The following is an 18,210-nucleotide window of genomic DNA, read 5'->3' on the forward strand; positions in this document are numbered from 1 at the left end:
GACGACAATTACTCGGCCGTCAGCTTGTACACAAACAGGCCGCCGACGGTGAAGACGAGACCTGCGCCCATCAGCACCCAGCGAGTGACTTCCGTGCGGGATCGAGCGGATTCTACTGCGGCCTTATGTTCTTCGTATTTCTGACGTTGCGCTGCCAATTCCTCGGCGGAAACGAGCGCCTTCTTCTGGTTGCCCGTCGGCCTGGTCTGGAACGCCATGTCATGCAGTTTGGCGGCGTTATCCAGATATTCCTTGGCCTCTTCGTCGGAGTAAGTCATGGGGGGCGCGTCGGCGGTAGCGCCCCAGTACATCGAAATGCCGAGGAGCGCCAATCCGAGGACGACACTCGCCAGCGACAGTCCGCCCGAAGGAGTCGAGCCAGCGTTTCTGGATTTCTTGTTCAAGCGTCGCCCCGCCTCGCTTCACTCGTCGATGGAAACCGGCTTGCCGTCGTCGATCGAGACCAAGTAGGCGAATTCGGTACGGTCAACGTTGTCATTCATAAAAGTGACGCGGCCGTCGCACCATGATACATTCACGCCGCCAGGATGGAGACTTCGTGGTGCGGCCGACCAGTACGAGGCTTCACGGAACGCGCGGCAAGGCATATTCGAGAACACCGCATCCGCTTCATTGTTGCAGGTGCCGATGACATCCAAGTTTGGTCCAGGATTGTTTGGCGGTTGCGCCGAATCCAAAACAAATGCCGGATCGACCAAGTAGCGACCTTGGCGGCGATAATTGCGAAAGTTCTCTAGTTCCTCTTTGGGCGCCAAGTGGTGGGCATCGTAGGCCAACAGCGATGCCCCACACCAGGGAAGCGCCCAAACACCACGTTCGTCGACCGGATTATTGCGGGTCCGAACCTCGGACAGCATAATGGTCGTCGAAAATCCATCGCGAAAGCGACGACGCGTCTGCGGGACGTGCGCGATCAGTGCCCCCGGAAAAAAGTTCTGGTACTCGACGTGAAACGGACTGCAAAACGCGGCGTAGTTCCCCTTGGCGAAAACTTTGCGGCGCGTGGCCGCTAGGTCTGAAAAGATTCGCCCCACGGCGCTATCAGAGGGGCAGCCAAGCGTGGAAATGTACGTGGATTGCGGCTCGATATCCCGCTGATCCAGGACGGATTTGCTGAAGTTGAACTGCTTGTGCAGCGCCTGCTGCTCGAAGAACGGCAGCGTCAGCACGACCCAACTGAACATCCGCCCTGAGTTTTGCGTGTAATAGACGTATCCGTTCTTGCGAACGGAGCCATCGATTTCCTTGGGTTCGCCGGTCGGGCGATCGACGATGCCCGATGGCGGAAACACCCTGAACGTTTGCTCGTAGTTGATGACCGCCAGGGTCAATTGCTTCAAATTGTTGGTGCAAGTTCCTTTTCGCGCGGCTTCGCGAGCGACCTGGAGCGCGGGAAGCAAGAGGGAAATCAAGACGCCGATAATGGCGATCACCACCAGCAGCTCCACTAGCGTGAAGCCGGCAACACGACTGCGACGCACAGGATCACCTCCTTGATGCGTGGAACTGCCCTCGATGACTGGCACGCGCGACGAGGTCGAGCCTCTTCGCCAACGACAGAGCCCCAAGGCAACGAATTCGGACGTTTGCGGAGTCTGCGGGACAAGCGATCGGCCGAGACGCAATCGTACCGCTCGACCCATGGGGAGGCCGCCACCGGGGTCTGCTTCCCGAAGTAACGAGAACCGACCCAAGGACCGACGCCTGTGAATCGGCCGCCGCACAACGGGCGCAAGTTGTTTTGGCGAGACGATTTGAGACAGCGGAACGGATTTCGCGCACGCGACGCCTGTATTCTGCCCTTCTCCCGGCGGCTTGGCAACCAAATGGCGCGACATTTTTTTCGCTCGAGGTTGAGTTCGTTTCGGTGGTGCCAGTTTGGCAGGCTGAGCCTGGCTGGCGGACGAAATTCGCCGGAATTGTCGGGCCAGGGCGGTTGGTCATAACGCGGTCGTTGCATCACAAACCGATGCCGTATAGACGTTTGTGACGCCGTGTTGGATTTGGTCCGGGAGTTGCTTTCCCAACGCATGCGTGCGCTGCGACTGCGCATGTCTGGCAGGTTTCCGGCGGCCTTTGAGCCCGCTCGGCCGCTGACCGCGGCCTGCCTTAACCGTTCAAGTGTCCATTCCATTCGTGGAGGCGAATCCGACTATGTCGATTGCGACGAAGGCCAAGAGCAAGAAATCATCCGGCGACATCAAGCTGCAACCGTTGGGCGACCGCGTGGTCGTGGAGCGCGAAGCGTCCGAAGAGCGGACCGCCGGCGGCATCGTCCTGCCGGATTCGGCCAAGAACAAGCCGGCCCGCGGCACCGTGGTCAGCATCGGCAACGGCCGCCTGCTGGACGACGGTACTCGCGGCAAGATGCAGGTCAAGCCGGGCGACCGCGTCCTGTTCACCTCGTACGCCGGCGAGACCTTCAAGATCGGCGACGACGAACTGTTGCTGATGCGCGAAGACGACATTTTAGCCGTGCTGGAGTAAGGCCATGCGGGGCGGGGAATGACTAATTTCTAAATCTGAATGTCGAATGAATGACGAAATCCGAATGACGAAGGGCTGACGAAGGGCTGTTGAGAAGTTCAAGATCCTTTCATTAGAAATTAGTCATTCAGATTTGATTCGACATTCGAACTTCGTCATTTGACATTCACGCCCCGGCCGGTCACCTCCAACGCGCCATTCAAACACTCAACCGAACTATCAATAGGAGCAAATCCAAACATGGCCAAGACGATTGCTTTCGACCAGGAAGCTCGCGACGCGATTAAGCGTGGCGTGGGCAAGCTGGCCCGGGCGGTCAAGGTGACGCTCGGACCGAAAGGCCGGAACGTTATTTTGCAGAAGAGCTTCGGCTCGCCGACGGTGACCAAGGACGGCGTGACCGTCGCCAAGGAAGTCGACCTGGAAGACGTGTACGAAAACATGGGCGCGCGGATGGTCCGCGAAGTCGCCTCGAAGACGAGCGACGTGGCCGGCGACGGCACCACGACGGCTACCGTGCTGGCCGAAGCGATCTTCAACGAAGGCCTCAAGGCCGTGGTGGCTGGCGTAAATCCGGTCCAGTTGAAGCAAGGCATCGAGCGGGCGGTGGCCGACATCACCGAAAAGCTGCACAAGATGTCGATCACGATCAAGAGCCAAAAGGAAATGGCTCAGGTCGGCACCGTGGCGAGCAACAACGACACGGAAATCGGCGAGTTGCTGGCCCAGGCGATGGAAAAGGTCGGTAAGGACGGGGTGATCACCGTTGATGAAGGCAAGAGCCTGAAGACCGAAGTCGAATGGGTCGAAGGCATGCAGTTCGACCGCGGCTACCTCTCGCCGTACTTCGTCACCGAGTCGACGAAGATGCAGGCCGTGCTGGAGGATTGCTATATCCTCGTGCACGAAAAGAAAATCACCAATGTCAAGGAATTGGTCCCAATCCTCGAAGCCGTGGTGAACGCTAGCCGTCCGCTGCTGATCATCGCCGAGGACATCGAAGGCGAAGCCTTGGCCACGTTGGTCATCAACAAGCTGCGCGGCACGTTCAAGTGCGCCGCGGTGAAGGCCCCCGGCTACGGCGATCGCCGCAAGGCGATGCTGGAAGACATTTCGATCCTGACCGGCGGCCAGGCGATCTTCGAGAACCTGGGCATCAAGCTGGAAAACCTGGGCGTCGCCGAACTCGGCCGCGCCAAGAAGGTGATCATCGACAAGGACAACACGACGATCATCGAAGGGGCCGGCAAGGCCTCGGACATCAAGGCGCGTATCGACCAGATTCGCCGCGAGATCGACGCTTCGACCAGCGATTACGATCGTGAGAAGCTCGAAGAGCGTCTCGCCAAGTTGGCCGGCGGCGTTGCCAAGGTGAACGTGGGCGCCGCGACCGAAAGCGAAATGAAGGAAAAGAAGGCCCGCGTCGAGGACGCACTGCACGCCACGCGTGCCGCGGTCGAGGAAGGCATTCTGCCCGGCGGCGGCGTCGCACTGTTGCGGGCCGCGAATGCGGTCAAGGCCGAAGGGCTCTCGACCGACGAGCAGATGGGCTACAACCTGGTGCTCCGCGCTTGCCGCGCCCCGCTGACGATGATCTCCAACAACGCGGGCCAGGACGGCAGCGTAGTGTGCGAGAAGGTCCTCGAGCAGAAGGGCAACAACGGCTACAACGCCGCGACCAACACCTACGAGGACCTGGTCAAGGCCGGCATTATCGACCCGACCAAGGTGACCCGCACCGCGTTGCAAAACGCGGCCAGCGTGGCGACGTTGCTGTTGACCAGCGACGCCTTAATCGCCGAGAAGCCCAAGGACAGCAAGAAGAAGGGTGGCGGCGCTGGTCACGGCGGCGACTACGACATGTATTAATCGGCTCGGAGGCCGAAACTACCGGTTGATTCGCGCTCCGTTGGCGAATCGCCGTTTTTCATCAGCAGCCCGTCGGATTTCGCAAGAAGTCCGGCGGGCTTTTTTTTGTTTTGACAATGGTTCTTCCCAATCGTCCATGCATGGGACATTCTGTAGTGGCGAGGGATTCATCTGCGATAGAAAGATATGCTGCGATCTCAATTCAATTTGCGATCACTTTTCTGGCTGGTGTCGTGCATCGCCGTCGGTGTTTGGTGGATGATTCAGCAGCCGCTGATCTTGCAAATGCACAACTCTTTCGTGGCGAGACTCACAGCCATGGGCAGGACTCACTACGAAACATTTGCTCCGGATCGCACCTTACTTTATTGGGGACTCACCAGCGTGTTTAGGGTGCTGGTCATCGTGGGCATCTACCTCGCACCACGGATCGCCAGGTCGTTGGCCGCGAGAGTCACCGTCGCCAAGCGAAACGACTGAGCTGCATTTCTGTTCTCAGAGTTAAGCGCGGGTGCCTGGGGCTGAGGCGCCACCGAAACGGCCCCCAACTTTAACCGGCTGGGGCATCGTGCCGATTGGTTATCACGTTGGATGAAGCCCCAGCCAGTTGGACGTCGCAATACTCGGATGGAATGCCGCTGCCCCAGGCACCTATCGCTTGTTGCTCAGTCAGCCACGCGTCGGGCCACGATCGTGTACCGCTTCGCCGTTGTGTTCATCCTGGCGTAGCGGTAGTTGGCCGTGGTGACTCGCTCGATTTCGAAGCCGAGCATGCCGAGGATTTCTCGGTACGTGCCGATGGAGTAGGTCCACCAGGTGAAATCTTGATCTGGGTTGTTGGCGCGCGGTTCGAAGCGGGCGAGGCGTTCTTCGCTGTCGATCAGGTCGGTGGCGATGACCATGGTCTCGCCAGTGACGCGAGAGATCGAGGCCAGGGCTGAGATCTGATCGTTGACGTGTTCCAGCACCGCGCCGACGATCACCACGTCGAAGCGGCCCAGGGACGGCGGCAATTGATGAATGTCGCCGTAATGCACGCGGGCCTGGGACTTGAACAATCGGTGGCAAAGCCAGTAGGCGTTTTTCCAGGCGTCGAAATGGTCGGAGCGCGCTTCGGCCCAACGGGCGTGGTCGCGGTAATAAAGCTTCTGGTGAAACGGCAGCAACTTTTGCTGGCCGCCGTGGCCGATGTCGAACGAGACGACGTCCGCGCCGCGGCGCTCCGCTTCGAACGTCAGGAAGCCGGTGGCGACGCCGATATCCAGCACGCGACGATTCCGCACGTGTACATGCCCGACGTAGTCGTCGAACATGTCGCGCAGGTCCCAGTGCCCGGGTACGAGGCCGAACTCCGGCAATTCCATCGTGTGATAGAAGTAGCAGTCTTCCAACGACTCGACGTGCCGGGGCAGTTCGTAGGGAGCGCCTTGCTCGTGGCGATCGATTGGCTTGGTAACGACCTCCGAAGCAGCTAGCTGGGCGATCACGCGCGGCTCCTTTTTTGGGCAAACTGGCCGCGTTAGGGAAACGGCGGGGGGCAATTTATCGTCTATATCACGGGCAAACAACCTCAGTCGCTCGAGCCGACACGGCCACAGCCGGCCTGATTCAAGGGTTTTTTCCGTGCTTTTTACGTAAGGTTCTTGTAAGATTGGCATTTGCATCGGCACGACCGAGGGCGCTATGGCTGCGCCTCCTGGTGCCTCGCGCGACCTTGCCGACTCCGAAGCGATCCACGCCGGGGGCGGCCCCACCAAGTTCGGAACGGGCAGATGAACAGAGAGCGTCCAGGCGGGCGGACACGTCGTAACGTGCCCCTGAGGTTCGAGTCGTTGGAACACCGCCAGTTGCTGGCCGTGGGCCCGGTCATCACGGAGTTCATGGCGGACAACGCCAACACGCTCCAGGATGAAGACGGAGCGTATTCCGACTGGATCGAGGTCTATAACCCGACCGACGAGCCGTTGAGCCTCGCGGGCTACCATCTGACGGACGATGACGACGTCCTCGATATGTGGACGTTCCCGGACGTCACGCTGCCCGCGCGCGGATTTCTGGTGGTGTTCGCCTCGGGGAACGACCGCGTCGACGCCGGGGAGTTGCACACAAACTTCCGGCTGTCGTTGGACGGCGAGTATCTGGCGTTGGTGGCGCCCGACGCCGCGACGATTCAGACGGAGTTTTTTCCGGCATATCCCGCGCAGCACGAGGACGTTTCCTACGGCGTAGAGCAGGGAACGAACGGCGTCACGTTGCTGGGCCCGGAAACGGTGGGTCGGGCGTTAGTGCCGACTGCGGCGAACGGCCCAGGGCTCGGGCTCACCTGGACGTCGCGGACTTTTAACGATGCCAGTTGGCGCAGCGGAGCGACGGGCTGGGGCTACGACCAGGCTTCCACCTATCGCTCGTTGATTGAGACCGACCTGTTCGCCGAGATGTACAACACCACTACGACCGCCTATCTGCGCGTGCCGTTCGAAGTGGACGATCCGTTGTCGATCAACACGCTGATGTTGCGAATGAAGTACGACGACGGGTTCGTCGCCTATCTCAACGGACAGCGCGTGGAAGACATCCATGCTCCGGTGGAGGCCGCTTGGGACGACAACGCCAGTGACGTGAATCCGGACAGTCTCGCCGTCGTGTACGAGGAGTTCGACATTACGGACTTCAAAGGCGCGTTGGTCGCCGGTACGAATGTCCTCGCGATCCAAGGGTTGAACGTATCGAGCGGCAGCAGTGATTTTCTGATCCTGCCGGAGATCACGGCCACGGTGGCCGGCGAAGTGGAGCCCAAGCTCGGTTTCTTCAAGACGCCGACGCCCGGCGCGGCAAACGAGACCCCGCCGACGGACGGCTTCATTGCGGATGTGCAATTCAGCGTGGATCACGGGTACTACGACGCTCCCTTCGACGTGACGATCACGACGGCCACGGCTGACGCGACGATTCGCTATACGACCGACGGCACCGAGCCCACGCCGGCCAATGGCATCACCTATAGCGGTCCAATTCATGTCACGGCCACGACGGTGCTCCGCGCCGCGGCCTTCAAGCCGGACTTCGAGCCGAGCGATCCTGGGTCGCGGACGTACCTGTTTCTCAATGATGTGATTCGTCAATCGCCCAACGGCGCGCCGCCGCCGGGCTGGCCGTCGAATTGGGGCGGCAACGTCGTCAACTACGGGATGGATCAGGGTGTCGTCAACGCCAATCTCGGCACCATCATCAACGACATGAAGGCGATTCCGTCGATGTCGATCGTGATGGATCTTGACGACCTATTCGGTCCCGATGGGATCTATGCAAATCCCGGCGGCGAGGGGAGCAATTGGGAAAAAGAGACGTCGCTGGAACTCATCAACCCAGACGGCAGCGAGGGCTTTCAGGTCAACGCCGGACTTCGCATCCGCGGAGGATTCAGTCGTTCGGAATCGAATCCGAAGCACGCGTTCCGTTTATTTTTCCGCCGCGAGTACGGCGACGGCAAGTTGAACTACCCGCTGTTCGGGGATGAAGGCGCGGATGAATTCGACAGTGTCGATCTGCGCACGGATCAGAATTACTCCTGGTCGTTCGGCAACGACTCGCGGCACACTGCGATCCGGGATGTCTTCTCGCGCGATACGCAGCGCGACATGGGGCAACCGTATACGCGCAGCCGTTACTACCACCTGTACATCAACGGCCAATACTGGGGCATGTATCAGTCGCAGGAGCGAGCGGAGGCCTCGTACGGCGAGACGTATCTCGGCGGGGAAAAAGACAATTACGACGTGGTCAAGGCGGAAGCTGGGCCGTATCAAACTCAGGCGACCGACGGGAATCTGGACGCGTTTTTCCGCTTCTGGCAAGGCGCGAACGCCATCGCTGCGACGCCGACGGAAGCGGGGCGCGCCGCACTTTATCAGCAATTGCTCGGCAACAACCCGGACGGCACGCGCAATCCCAACTACGAGGTGCTGCTCGACGCCGAGAATTTGATCGATTACATGCTGGTGATCGTCTACGGCGGCAATTTGGATGCGCCCATTTCTAACTTTCTGGGCAATACGGCCGTCAACAATTGGTTTGGCATGCGCGAACGGACTGGCGCCAGTGGTGGCTGGAAGTTCTTTGCGCATGACAGCGAGCACACGTTGCTGAATGTCGCCGAGAACCGGATGGGGCCGTATTCCGCAGGGTCGTCGTTTGCGTACGCAAATCCACAGTGGATCTGGCAACAGCTTTGGACCTCGGAGGATTTTCGATTGGCGGTGGCGGATCGCGTGCAGGAGCACTTTTTCAACGGCGGCGCCTTGACGCGGGAAGCGGCGACGGCCCGATTCCAGTCGCGCGCCGCCGAGATCGATCGCGCGATTGTGGGCGAGGCTGCGCGCTGGGGAAACTCGGGACTCAACCGGCAGACCTGGCTCAACGCCGTTCAGTTCGTGACCAACAACATTTTCCCCACGCGCGGGAATGTGGTGCTGGATCAACTGAACTCGAAGGGCCTGGTTTCCACCTTGCCCCCACCGTCGTTGACGAGCTACGGCGGTGATGTGGACCCGGGGTTCGAATTGGGTATCACGTCGCAGACCGACGCCTACTATACGACCGACGGCAGCGATCCACGGCTCCCCGACGGTAGCGTGAATCCTGCCGCCACGTTGATCCCCAGCGGCAGCGACATTTTGCTCTACGACGCCCTGCACCCGGCGAAGTATTTCGTGCCCACCGGTTCCAACGGCGGCTCGTCGCTCGGCACGACCTGGACGACGATTCCGTTCAACGATGCTGCGTGGACGTCGGGCACGGTCGGCGTGGGCTATGACTTATTGGGCGACTACGACGGCGTCTATGCCACGGATCTTGAGCAAGCGATGCTGAACGTGAACGCGAGCGTCTACTTGCGCACGGAGTTCAACGTCGCGAATCCGGTAGACTTGAACGGCCTGAACCTGCGCGTGAAATACGATGACGGATTTATCGTGTTTCTGAACGGTCAGCGCGTGGCCTCGCGGAATGCGCCGCCGTTGCGTTTTGGCTACAACTCGCTGGCCACGGCGGAGCATCCCGACGCGGAGGCGCTCGAATTCGAGTCGCTGAGTCTGAGCAATTTCAAGCATCTTCTCGTGCCGGGAAAGAATGTGCTGGCGTTTCAACCGATGAATCGCGCGGTGAACAACGACGACTTCCTGTTTGTGCCCGAGTTGTTCACGTTCGGGTCGCCGGGCGCGGCGGAACTGACATTGCATGAAAGCACGATCGTCCGGGCACGAGCCGCCATTGGCAATCAATGGAGTGCCGAAGTGATCGGTGATTTCCGGCTACCGTCCGCGCTGCGGGTGACGGAGATCATGTACAATCCGCCCGCGCCGCCGGCGGGCAGTCCGTTCGTGGGCAGCGACTTTGAATTCATCGAGCTGCAGAATATCGGTACGACGACACTCGACCTCGCCGGATACAATCTGGGAGGCGGCATCGAATTTGAGTTCGGCGACATCTCCGTGGCGCCGGGCGCGTATGTAGTGGTGGTGAACAACCAGGCGGCGTTCGAGTCGCGCTACGGCGCGAATCTTCCGGTGGCCGGAGAGTTTGTTGGCAACCTGAGCAACAATGGCGAGTCGGTGTTCCTCAACGCCACGCTGACGGCGCTGGTGCAAGATTTTGCGTACTCCAATACCTGGTATGCAACCACCGATGGCGAAGGCCTGTCGTTGACCGTTGTGAACCCGGCCGGGCCGCTCGAAAACTGGGATGTGGCCGCCGGATGGAAGGTCAGCAGCCGCGCGGGAGGCACGCCTGGCGCCTCGGATGCGCCGATTGTCGTCGGAGATACGAACGGCGACGGGGAAGTGAACGTGGTGGACTTGAACAACGTTCGCAATAACTTCGGCGCTTCTGGGCCAGGTGTCGTGGGCGACACGAATGGCGACGGCGAGGTGAGCGTCGTCGATTTGAACAATGTCCGCAATAACTTCGGAGCCTCGGCGCCGGCGCCGTTGATTGAACGTCGCGTCACTCGCGCGCAAGTGTTGGATAGTGCGCTTGAGTCATGGGCGTCAGGCGAGGAGCGCGTCGCGCTTCCGGCCGCGCAATCCAGCGGTTTGGCAGACGATTCGCTGCGCGTATGGGACGAACTGCTCTGGCAATTCGTCGTTCGTGACGATCGCTCCGCGACGCAACTCAAGGGGCGCGGCAAGCGCTGATCTGACGAGCGTCTTACCCTATGCCGGTGGTACGGTCGGGAGACCGGCCACAACAACGCGGCGCTGATCCGGTTAAAACGATTCCTCGATCACCGGATTTGTGAGCTGGCCGATTTGATCGATCTCGATCGTGACCTTGTCGCCGGGTTGCAGGAAGACCGGCGGTTTTCGCACGAAGCCGACGCCGTGGGGCGTGCCTGTGAGAATAACGGTGCCAGGAACCAATTTGGTGCTGCCACTGAGGAATTCGATCAGCGTCGGCACGTTGAAAATCATGTCACTGGTATTCCAATCCTGCATCACTTGGCCATTGAGAATGGTGCGAATGCCGAGCGCATTCGGGTTCGGGATGTCATCGGGCGTCACGAGGTAAGGGCCGAGCGGGCAGAAAGTGGCAAAGGTCTTGCCGCGGCACCATTGGCCGCCGCCCCACTTGGATTGCCAGTCCCGGGCGCTGACGTCGTTGGCGCAGGTGTAACCTAACACGTACTTCAAGGCGTCGGCCTGGGCGACGTTGTAGCATTCGCGGCCGATCACCACGGCCAGTTCGCATTCGTAGTCGACGGAGTCGCTGCGCAACTTCCGCGGCAGGATGATCGGCCCGCCTGGATCCTGCACGGCGCCGACGTTCTTCATGAACACCACCGGCTGTTCCGGGATCGGCTTGCCTCCTTCTTCGGCGTGCTTGCGGTAGTTGAGGCCGATGCAGATGATGTCGCGCGGCTCGACGGGGGCGAGTGCCGCGGCAACTTGGGCCGACTCGCCGGTGTCGCGGTATTCTCCGTAGATGTCGCCCTCGATGCGGGTCACGCGGCCGTCGTTGTGGCGGCGACCGAAATGAATACCTCCGGATGCGTCGCGGTAGCGGAAAATTTTCATGGGGGAACTCTCGAGAACTTGGCGGCGATCGTAGCACTCGACATTGTGACCAAGATTGCTCGATTCTCAAGGCGTATGGCGCTGCCTGGGCTCGGTATCATTTTGGCGCGGCGTCTAGTATTCTGCGAACCATGAAACGCGATGGATTCTCGTTCGCCTTGAAGCACGTCGACGCGTCGACGGGCGCCCGTCGGGGCGTCTTTCATACGCCGCGCGGAGCGGTCGAACTGCCGGCGTTCATGCCTGTGGGAACGGTCGGCACTGTTAAGGGTTTGACCATTGACGCGGTGCGCGCGACCGGCGCGCAGATGATTCTGGCGAATACGTATCACCTGGCACTGCGGCCCGGCGAGGAGATTGTGCGCGAACTCGGCGGACTGCATCGCTTTATGGGCTGGGATGGGCCGATTCTGACGGACAGTGGCGGGTTTCAGGTTTTCAGCCTGGCGCAGATGACCAAGGTTACCGAAGACCGGGCCACATTCCGCTCGCACATCGACGGCAGTCTCGTCGAACTCTCTCCGGAACGCGCCGTGGCAATTCAAGAGGCGCTCGGCAGCGACGTGGCGATGGTGCTCGATCACGTCGTCGGCCTGCCGAACACGTTCGAAGTACTGGCCGACGCCGTGACTCGCACGACGCGCTGGGCGGCGCGCGCGCTGCAAGTCGCGCAGCGGCCTGACCAGGTATTGTTCGGCATCGTGCAAGGCGGGCTGTTTCCAGAGTTGCGCATTGAGAGTGCGCGACAGCTCGTGGAATTGGATTTTCCGGGCTATGCAGTCGGTGGGCTCAGCGTGGGTGAGACGCCCGCGGAGATGTACGCGATGCTGGATGTGACCGTGCCAGCGTTGCCGGCGGATCGACCGCGCTACTTGATGGGAGTCGGCACGCCGCGCGATCTGCTCGAAGCGATTCGTCGTGGCATCGATCTCTTTGACTGCGTGATGCCGACGCGCAACGGCCGCAATGCGCTGGCGTTCACGGACCAAGGGACGCGGCGGATGAGGAACTTGAAATATGCGCGCGACGATGCACCGTTGGACGAACATTGCCCGTGCCCCGCTTGTCGTCACAGCCGGGGGTACATCAGGCACTTATTCATGGCTGGCGAGATGCTCGGGCCGATTCTGCTTTCAGCTCATAACCTGACGTACTACCAACGGCTAATGGCCGGCGCCCGCGCGGCGATCGAGGCGGATCGCTTTGACAGCTTCTATCAGGGAAAGCTTTCTGGCTGGCAGGGGACGGCGCAGGCGGCCGAAGGGTGAGCGGCTCGTTGCTCTACACAGCTTTTTCCGGGCATTCGGAGGCAACCACGGAAGGCACGAAAAGCACGAACCTCTGGCGGGGAATCGGGTCACGTCGCGTGTGCCAACTGAGGGCCGGCTCGACTGCTGGACATGAGCTCGACCCAGTTTCGCCGCTCCGTGTCACGAGCCGGGACGGCGACGGTTACTAATGCTTGTAACTCGTCACGGTTAACCTATATTTGCTGACGCAAACCAGCCTCCTTCAAGGACCACGAAAATGACGCGCAAGTGCAATTCAATTCGGTGGATCGGCATTGCCTGCTGCGTTGCCATTTTTGCATCTCTCGAAACAGCTGGACGAGCGCAAGAAGTGCCGGCCTCGATTGTTACACCGGACAGGATCGAATTGAGGACGACCACGCTTGAATTCAATGACGGGGTGCCGAGCGAGGCGACCGTCAAAACCATCTATGACAATCTCGATTTCACATACGCGTTCCGCGCGTTTATGGACAATTTGCGTGGTGTTAGCATTCATGCGCTGCACAAGGGTTTGCACAGTATCGGCGCCAAGGACAACGAAGTCGTGGTTTTCTCCGAGTTGATGGACTCGAAGTCGTTGTTTCTTACCGCCAATGCGGACACCATCTATGTCATGGGTACTTTGGATCTCTCTAAGGGCCCGATCGTGCTGGAAACGCCCCCCAGATTTTTGGGTGCTGTTCAAGACGCCTGGTTCCGCTGGGTCATCGACTTGGGGATGCCCGGACCGGATCGTGGCGAAGGCGGAAAGTACTTGATCGTTCCTCCCAGATATGCGGGCGAACTGCCCGACGGCGGCTTCTACCTTGCGCACTCGCAGACAAATAGCATCGTTTGGTTTGGGCGGTCGTTTCTGGAGAATCACACCGACCCCAAGCCGGTCGTCGAGTCGATCAAGAAGTCGACAAAAGTATATCCGTATGAGGCGGGCGGCGTTGGCACTCCGATTGCTGAATTCCTCGCTGGTAAGGCAAGTCTCGGTCGAGTCGCGTTGCCTCCGCCGACCGTCTTCCACGAAGGAAGCGGAAAGGTGATGAATACCATTCCGCCCAACGACTGGACGTTCTATGAGATGCTCGACGAGATTGTGCAACACGAGCCTGCAACTTCGCTCGACGCCGAACTGATGGGGCCAATCGCCGCCATCGGCATTGTTAAGGGCGAGCCATTTAAACCTGACGCACGCATGAAGAAGATCATGAACGATGCATTGGCAATGGCCAACGCAAGTTCTCGCACGCTATTTATGAGCCCGCGTGATCCGAGTTGGTACTATTATCCCGATTCTGCTTGGTTCAACTACTTGTTCGTGACCGGCTACGAGTTCGAAACGCCGATCCCCGAAATCACGAAGGAAGGCGTGAAGCTGTTCCCAAAAACCGGTTACCGCACCATGGATGCGCGCACCAACTTTTTCTATGGCGTAACAGGGATTACTCCCGCAATGGCCATGCGCCTCCCCGGGATCGGATCACAATACTTGCTAGCGTTGGTCGACGCAGATGGCAAGCATTTTGACGGCTCCAAAGCGTACCAAGTGACTCTTCCCAATGGCATCCCGGCGGCCAATTTTTGGTCGTTCACTGTTTACGACAACATGACGCGATCGATGCTCGACACGCCTCAGCGTTTTCCACGCGCAGGCAGCCAGAGCTATCCATCGCCTGCCGCCGAATCCAACGCCGACGGCGCCACGACGGTGTATTTCGGCCCGAAAGAACCGCAGGGAGTCAAGCGTGGCAATTGGATTCAAACCGTCCCCGGCAAAGGGTGGTTCTTAATCCTCCGCCTCTATAGCCCGCTCGAATCGTTCTTCGACAAAAGCTGGCGGCCGAGCGAAGTCGAGTTGATCGAGTAGCTTCACGTCTATCCAATCCAGTTGCCCAGAAGCCCTCGGCACGACCTCGGCTACATCGCGCGTTCCACGCGACGCAGTGCTTCTTGGACCTGGCCGAGGCGGTCATCGAGGGTGCGCGCGGCCGGGCTGCCTTGGCCAATCGCCTCGCGCTTCCGGGGCTGTCCCGAAAACCCCAAGCACCTCATGGAATGCCGTAGCGTTACCAAGCGTCTCCATCGTCCGTGCTTCTCGTCGTTCCTGCTGATATGGGTAGTGCACCTATAGGGGTGAGCAGGTCGGTTTACGGATTTCATCCGCCGCCAAACAGAAGTCGCGGGAATTACTACTTGACAGGTCGTAACATTCCGATATATTTGAAGGTAGTCGGGAGCAAGCAACATGGCCGCGGCAAAACTTCGATTGACGGACCTTGACGCGCTGGGGCAGGCGGCGGAGTGCCTGCGGACGTTGGCCCATCCGCACCGGTTGCGGATGGTACAGATGTTGCTCCAAGGAGAGTTCACCGTCGGCGAACTGGCCGAGGCCTGCGAGTTGCCGAGCGCGATGGCGTCGGAGCATTTGCGGCTGATGCAGCGCTGCGGCTTTTTGGCCAGCGAGAAAGACGGCCGCAAAGTTTTTTACCGAGTGGCGGAACCGCACTTGAAAAACATCCTGAAATGCGTCGAGGAGCGTTTCGGCGTGGGCTCGGCGCGATGAGTCCCAGCCCCGTTTTTTTCGTCTGACATATCGACAGATTCCGACATAACAACCAAAGGCAACGGCCAATTCATTGAGGAGAATGCCATGAGCGTGACCAGTATTTCCCCGCAGCAACTGTCGCAAGCAGTGCAAAGCGGCCGGAAGGTCGACTTGATTGACGTGCGCACGCCGGTCGAATTCCGCGAGGTGCATGTCGAGTTCGCCCGCAACCTGCCGCTTGATCAGCTTGATGCGGCGAAAATCGCCGCCGGGCGCAACGGCGCGGCGGAGCCGCTGTACGTGATTTGTCGGTCCGGAAACCGCGCTCAGCAGGCCTGTGAAAAGTTGATCGCCGCGGGGCATGGCAATGTGGTCAACGTCGAGGGAGGCACCCAGGCCTGGGACCAGGCGGGGCTGCCGGTTGTGCGCGGGCAGAAGGTGATTTCGCTGGAACGCCAGGTGCGGATCGCGGCGGGTTCGCTGGTGCTGGTAGGCGCGCTGCTGGGCTATTTCGCTCATCCCTACTGGATCGGGCTCTCGGCGTTCGTCGGCGCCGGCCTGGTGTTCGCGGGCATCACGGATACTTGCGGAATGGGCCTGTTATTGGCGCGGATGCCGTGGAATCGCGTGCCGACGCCAGTTTCGGCCGCGAGCAAGACGTGCGATGCGAACTCCGTGGGCGCTTCCTGCTGCCGTCAATTCAGAAAGGGGCAAGGCAATGTTACTCAAATATTTTTACGACCCTGCGCTGGCGCACGCGTCGTATCTTGTCGGTTGTCAGAAAACGGGCGAGGCGATCGTGATCGATCCTGCGCGCGACGTCGAGCCGTACCTGGACGCCGCCGCCGCGGAAGGGTTGCGAATCGTGGGCGCCGCCGAAACGCATATTCACGCCGACTTCGTCTCCGGTTCCCGGGAATTGGCGGACCGCGTCGGCGCGACGCTCTATTTGTCCGACGAGGGACCCGCCGATTGGAAGTACCAGTTCGCGGATCGGCACACCTCGCTGCTGCTCAAGAACGGCGATTACTTCTATGCCGGCAAGGTTCGGCTGGGGGTCCTGCACACGCCGGGGCACACGCCGGAGAGCATTTCGTTCGTGTTGACGGACGAAGGAGGCGGCGCGAATGAGCCGATGGGGATTTTCACGGGGGACTTCGTGTTCGTGGGGTCGATCGGCCGACCGGACCTGTTGGAGACGGCCGCGGGTGTAACAGGCAGCGCGGTCATCGGCGCCAAACAGCTTTATCACTCGATGCGCCGTTTTCGCGAGCTGCCGGAGCACCTGCAAGTGTGGCCGGCGCATGGCGCTGGCAGCGCTTGCGGCAAGGGGCTGGGAGCGATCCCGTCCACCACGGTCGGCTACGAGAATCGCTTCAATCCTTCACTACAGTTTCAAGACGAGCAGAAGTTCGTCGACTACATTCTGGACGATCAGCCGGAGACGCCGTTCTATTTCGCGGTGATAAAGCGAGTGAACAAGGTCGGGCCGGAATTGCTGCGGAACTTGCCAGCGCCGGTGTTGCTGTCGCCGAACGAGTTGGCGCACGTCGCGTCCAATCATCTGGTGATTGACGCTTCCGCGGCCGCGGATTTCGCCCAGGCGCATGTTCCGCGGACGATCAACATTCCGGCGGCTTTGCTCGTGCAGTGGGCGGGTTTCCTGGTGAACTACGACCAACCGACTTACGTGCTGTCGGAAGCGAGCGACTTGCACGGAATTTTGCGGAACCTACGTTCCATCGGAATTGACCAGGTCGGTGGTTATTTCGACATCACCGCCGCGGGCCGGGCAGGCTTGCGCACGGAATCGTACCATTCGGCGACTCCGCGCGAGTTGCGCACGAAGATCGAACAAGGCGCGGTGACGTTGCTGGACGTGCGGAGCGCCGTGGAGTTCCAGGAAGGCCACATCGCAGGCGCTCGTCATCAGTTTCTGGGCCGGTTGCCGTGGGACTTAGACCAAGTGGATCGTGAAAGGCCGGTCGTCGTGCAGTGCCAGAGCGGCGGCCGCTCCGCCATCGCGACGAGCGTACTGCAGCGCGCCGGATATGAAGCCACGAATATGCAGGGAGGATATCGCGCCTGGACGGAGGCGGGCTTGCCGACTGTGGCAGGTTGAGCGAAGTAAGTATTCGTTGCGCCAGATTGCCGACGCCGAACACCGGAGCGAGATCGCAAATGACAGGACTGGCATTGGTCTTCGGAGCGGTGGTAGGGCTCTCGCTGGGTCTGACCGGCGGCGGCGGCGCGATCTTCGCGGTGCCGCTCCTGGTCTTCGGCATGGCCGTACCGGCCCGCGAGGCGGTGGGCGTATCGTTGGCGGCGGTGGGCACAACGGCGTTTGTAGGTTTTCTGCATCGCCTCCGCCTGTGCGAGGTGGAACTGCGCACGGGGATGCTATTCGCGGTCGCAGGCATGCTCGGGGCTCCACTCGGCGCGCAACTGTCCGAATTCATCCCAGACGCCTTGCTAATGTCGTTGTTCGCCGGACTGATGGGAATCGTCGCCGCGCGGCTGTGGCGACAGGCTGGCGCCTCGGCGCGCGGCGTCCGCGATTACGAAACGACGGATCAAGCTTCCGGTCCCACGTGCGAGCGCGACGAAGCGGGCGCGTTAGTGCTGACGTCGCGGTGCGCTGTCCTACTTGTTCTGGTGGGCGTGGCTACTGGGCTGTTGTCTGGCCTGTTCGGCGTTGGGGGCGGGTTCGTCATCGTGCCGGCCCTCGTATTGTTCAGTGGCATGTCAATTCATCGCGCGGTGGGCACATCGCTGATGGTGATCACGTTGGTTAGCGCTGCGGGGTTGGCGACGCACGTTTGGTCCGAGCGCGACGTCCCGGTGGCAGTGACCGCGCTCTTCGTCGTCGGCGGCGTGGCGGGGATGTTCGCCGGGCAGTCGCTAGGGCGACGCTTGTCCGCCCTCAGGTTGCAAC

At 60.5% G+C, this 18,210-nt stretch carries 13 protein-coding genes and 1 pseudogene; 10 read left to right on the forward strand and 4 right to left on the reverse strand.

The window, feature by feature from the left end; translation table 11 throughout:
- Positions 1-8 precede the first annotated feature (8 nt).
- Both SGJ19_17140 and SGJ19_17145 read right to left on the reverse strand, forming a co-directional pair.
- Positions 9-404, reverse strand: coding sequence for a hypothetical protein (locus SGJ19_17140; protein MDZ4781976.1), 396 nt, complete (start codon positions 402-404; stop codon positions 9-11).
- Positions 405-422: 18 nt separating this feature from the next.
- Positions 423-1,502 (reverse strand): DUF1559 domain-containing protein, encoded by a 1,080-nt coding sequence (locus SGJ19_17145; protein MDZ4781977.1) that lies wholly within the window; start codon positions 1,500-1,502, stop codon positions 423-425.
- A gap of 673 nt (positions 1,503-2,175) precedes the next feature.
- Here SGJ19_17145 and SGJ19_17150 point away from each other — a divergent pair.
- From SGJ19_17150 to SGJ19_17160, 3 genes are all read left to right on the forward strand, one after another.
- Positions 2,176-2,508, forward strand: coding sequence for a co-chaperone GroES (locus SGJ19_17150; GenBank protein ID MDZ4781978.1), 333 nt, complete (start codon positions 2,176-2,178; stop codon positions 2,506-2,508).
- Positions 2,509-2,748: 240 nt separating this feature from the next.
- Positions 2,749-4,377: a chaperonin GroEL gene (gene groL / locus SGJ19_17155; GenBank protein MDZ4781979.1), complete on the forward strand. Its 1,629-nt coding sequence runs from the start codon at positions 2,749-2,751 to the stop codon at positions 4,375-4,377.
- A 186-nt stretch (positions 4,378-4,563) separates the two neighbouring features.
- A complete protein-coding gene (locus SGJ19_17160) occupies positions 4,564-4,857 on the forward strand; it encodes a hypothetical protein (protein ID MDZ4781980.1) in 294 nt (97 codons plus the stop codon).
- A gap of 185 nt (positions 4,858-5,042) precedes the next feature.
- Here the strand turns inward: SGJ19_17160 and SGJ19_17165 are convergent, their stop codons facing one another.
- Entirely contained in the window at positions 5,043-5,864 is an 822-nt protein-coding gene (locus SGJ19_17165; protein MDZ4781981.1) for a class I SAM-dependent methyltransferase, read from the reverse strand.
- A 324-nt stretch (positions 5,865-6,188) separates the two neighbouring features.
- On the opposite strand from SGJ19_17165, the gene SGJ19_17170 reads away from it, so the two are divergent.
- Positions 6,189-10,568, forward strand: coding sequence for a lamin tail domain-containing protein (locus SGJ19_17170; GenBank protein ID MDZ4781982.1), 4,380 nt, complete (start codon positions 6,189-6,191; stop codon positions 10,566-10,568).
- A 72-nt stretch (positions 10,569-10,640) separates the two neighbouring features.
- On the opposite strand, the gene SGJ19_17175 is transcribed toward SGJ19_17170, so the two are convergent.
- Positions 10,641-11,447: a fumarylacetoacetate hydrolase family protein gene (locus SGJ19_17175; protein MDZ4781983.1), complete on the reverse strand. Its 807-nt coding sequence runs from the start codon at positions 11,445-11,447 to the stop codon at positions 10,641-10,643.
- Between the two features lie 131 nt (positions 11,448-11,578).
- On the opposite strand from SGJ19_17175, the gene tgt reads away from it, so the two are divergent.
- From tgt to SGJ19_17205, 6 genes and pseudogenes are all read left to right on the forward strand, one after another.
- Positions 11,579-12,715, forward strand: coding sequence for a tRNA guanosine(34) transglycosylase Tgt (gene tgt / locus SGJ19_17180; GenBank protein ID MDZ4781984.1), 1,137 nt, complete (start codon positions 11,579-11,581; stop codon positions 12,713-12,715).
- Between the two features lie 352 nt (positions 12,716-13,067).
- The gene (locus SGJ19_17185; GenBank protein MDZ4781985.1) at positions 13,068-14,597 is read left to right on the forward strand and encodes a DUF1254 domain-containing protein; all 1,530 of its coding nucleotides are present in this window, start codon (positions 13,068-13,070) and stop codon (positions 14,595-14,597) included.
- A 378-nt stretch (positions 14,598-14,975) separates the two neighbouring features.
- On the forward strand, positions 14,976-15,293 hold the full coding sequence (locus tag SGJ19_17190) for a metalloregulator ArsR/SmtB family transcription factor (protein MDZ4781986.1): 318 nt from the start codon (positions 14,976-14,978) through the stop codon (positions 15,291-15,293).
- An 87-nt stretch (positions 15,294-15,380) separates the two neighbouring features.
- Positions 15,381-15,902, forward strand: a pseudogene (locus tag SGJ19_17195) (rhodanese-like domain-containing protein).
- Between the two features lie 91 nt (positions 15,903-15,993).
- Positions 15,994-17,397 (forward strand): MBL fold metallo-hydrolase, encoded by a 1,404-nt coding sequence (locus tag SGJ19_17200; protein MDZ4781987.1) that lies wholly within the window; start codon positions 15,994-15,996, stop codon positions 17,395-17,397.
- Positions 17,398-17,456: 59 nt separating this feature from the next.
- Positions 17,457-18,210 (forward strand): sulfite exporter TauE/SafE family protein (locus tag SGJ19_17205; GenBank protein ID MDZ4781988.1); only part of this gene is annotated, 754 nt, incomplete at its 3' end.

This window comes from Planctomycetia bacterium, assembly GCA_034440135.1.
In the GTDB taxonomy this organism is placed as follows: domain Bacteria; phylum Planctomycetota; class Planctomycetia; order Pirellulales; family JALHLM01; genus JALHLM01.

Coding starts and splice junctions, on each gene's coding strand:
- groL (MDZ4781979.1), top strand. CDS start 2,749: ATGGCCAAGACGATTGCTTTCGACCAGGAAGCTCGCGACGCGATTAAG.
- SGJ19_17200 (MDZ4781987.1), top strand. CDS start 15,994: ATGTTACTCAAATATTTTTACGACCCTGCGCTGGCGCACGCGTCGTAT.
- SGJ19_17190 (MDZ4781986.1), top strand. CDS start 14,976: ATGGCCGCGGCAAAACTTCGATTGACGGACCTTGACGCGCTGGGGCAG.
- SGJ19_17160 (MDZ4781980.1), top strand. CDS start 4,564: ATGCTGCGATCTCAATTCAATTTGCGATCACTTTTCTGGCTGGTGTCG.
- tgt (MDZ4781984.1), top strand. CDS start 11,579: ATGAAACGCGATGGATTCTCGTTCGCCTTGAAGCACGTCGACGCGTCG.
- SGJ19_17150 (MDZ4781978.1), top strand. CDS start 2,176: ATGTCGATTGCGACGAAGGCCAAGAGCAAGAAATCATCCGGCGACATC.
- SGJ19_17175 (MDZ4781983.1), bottom strand. CDS start 11,447: ATGAAAATTTTCCGCTACCGCGACGCATCCGGAGGTATTCATTTCGGT.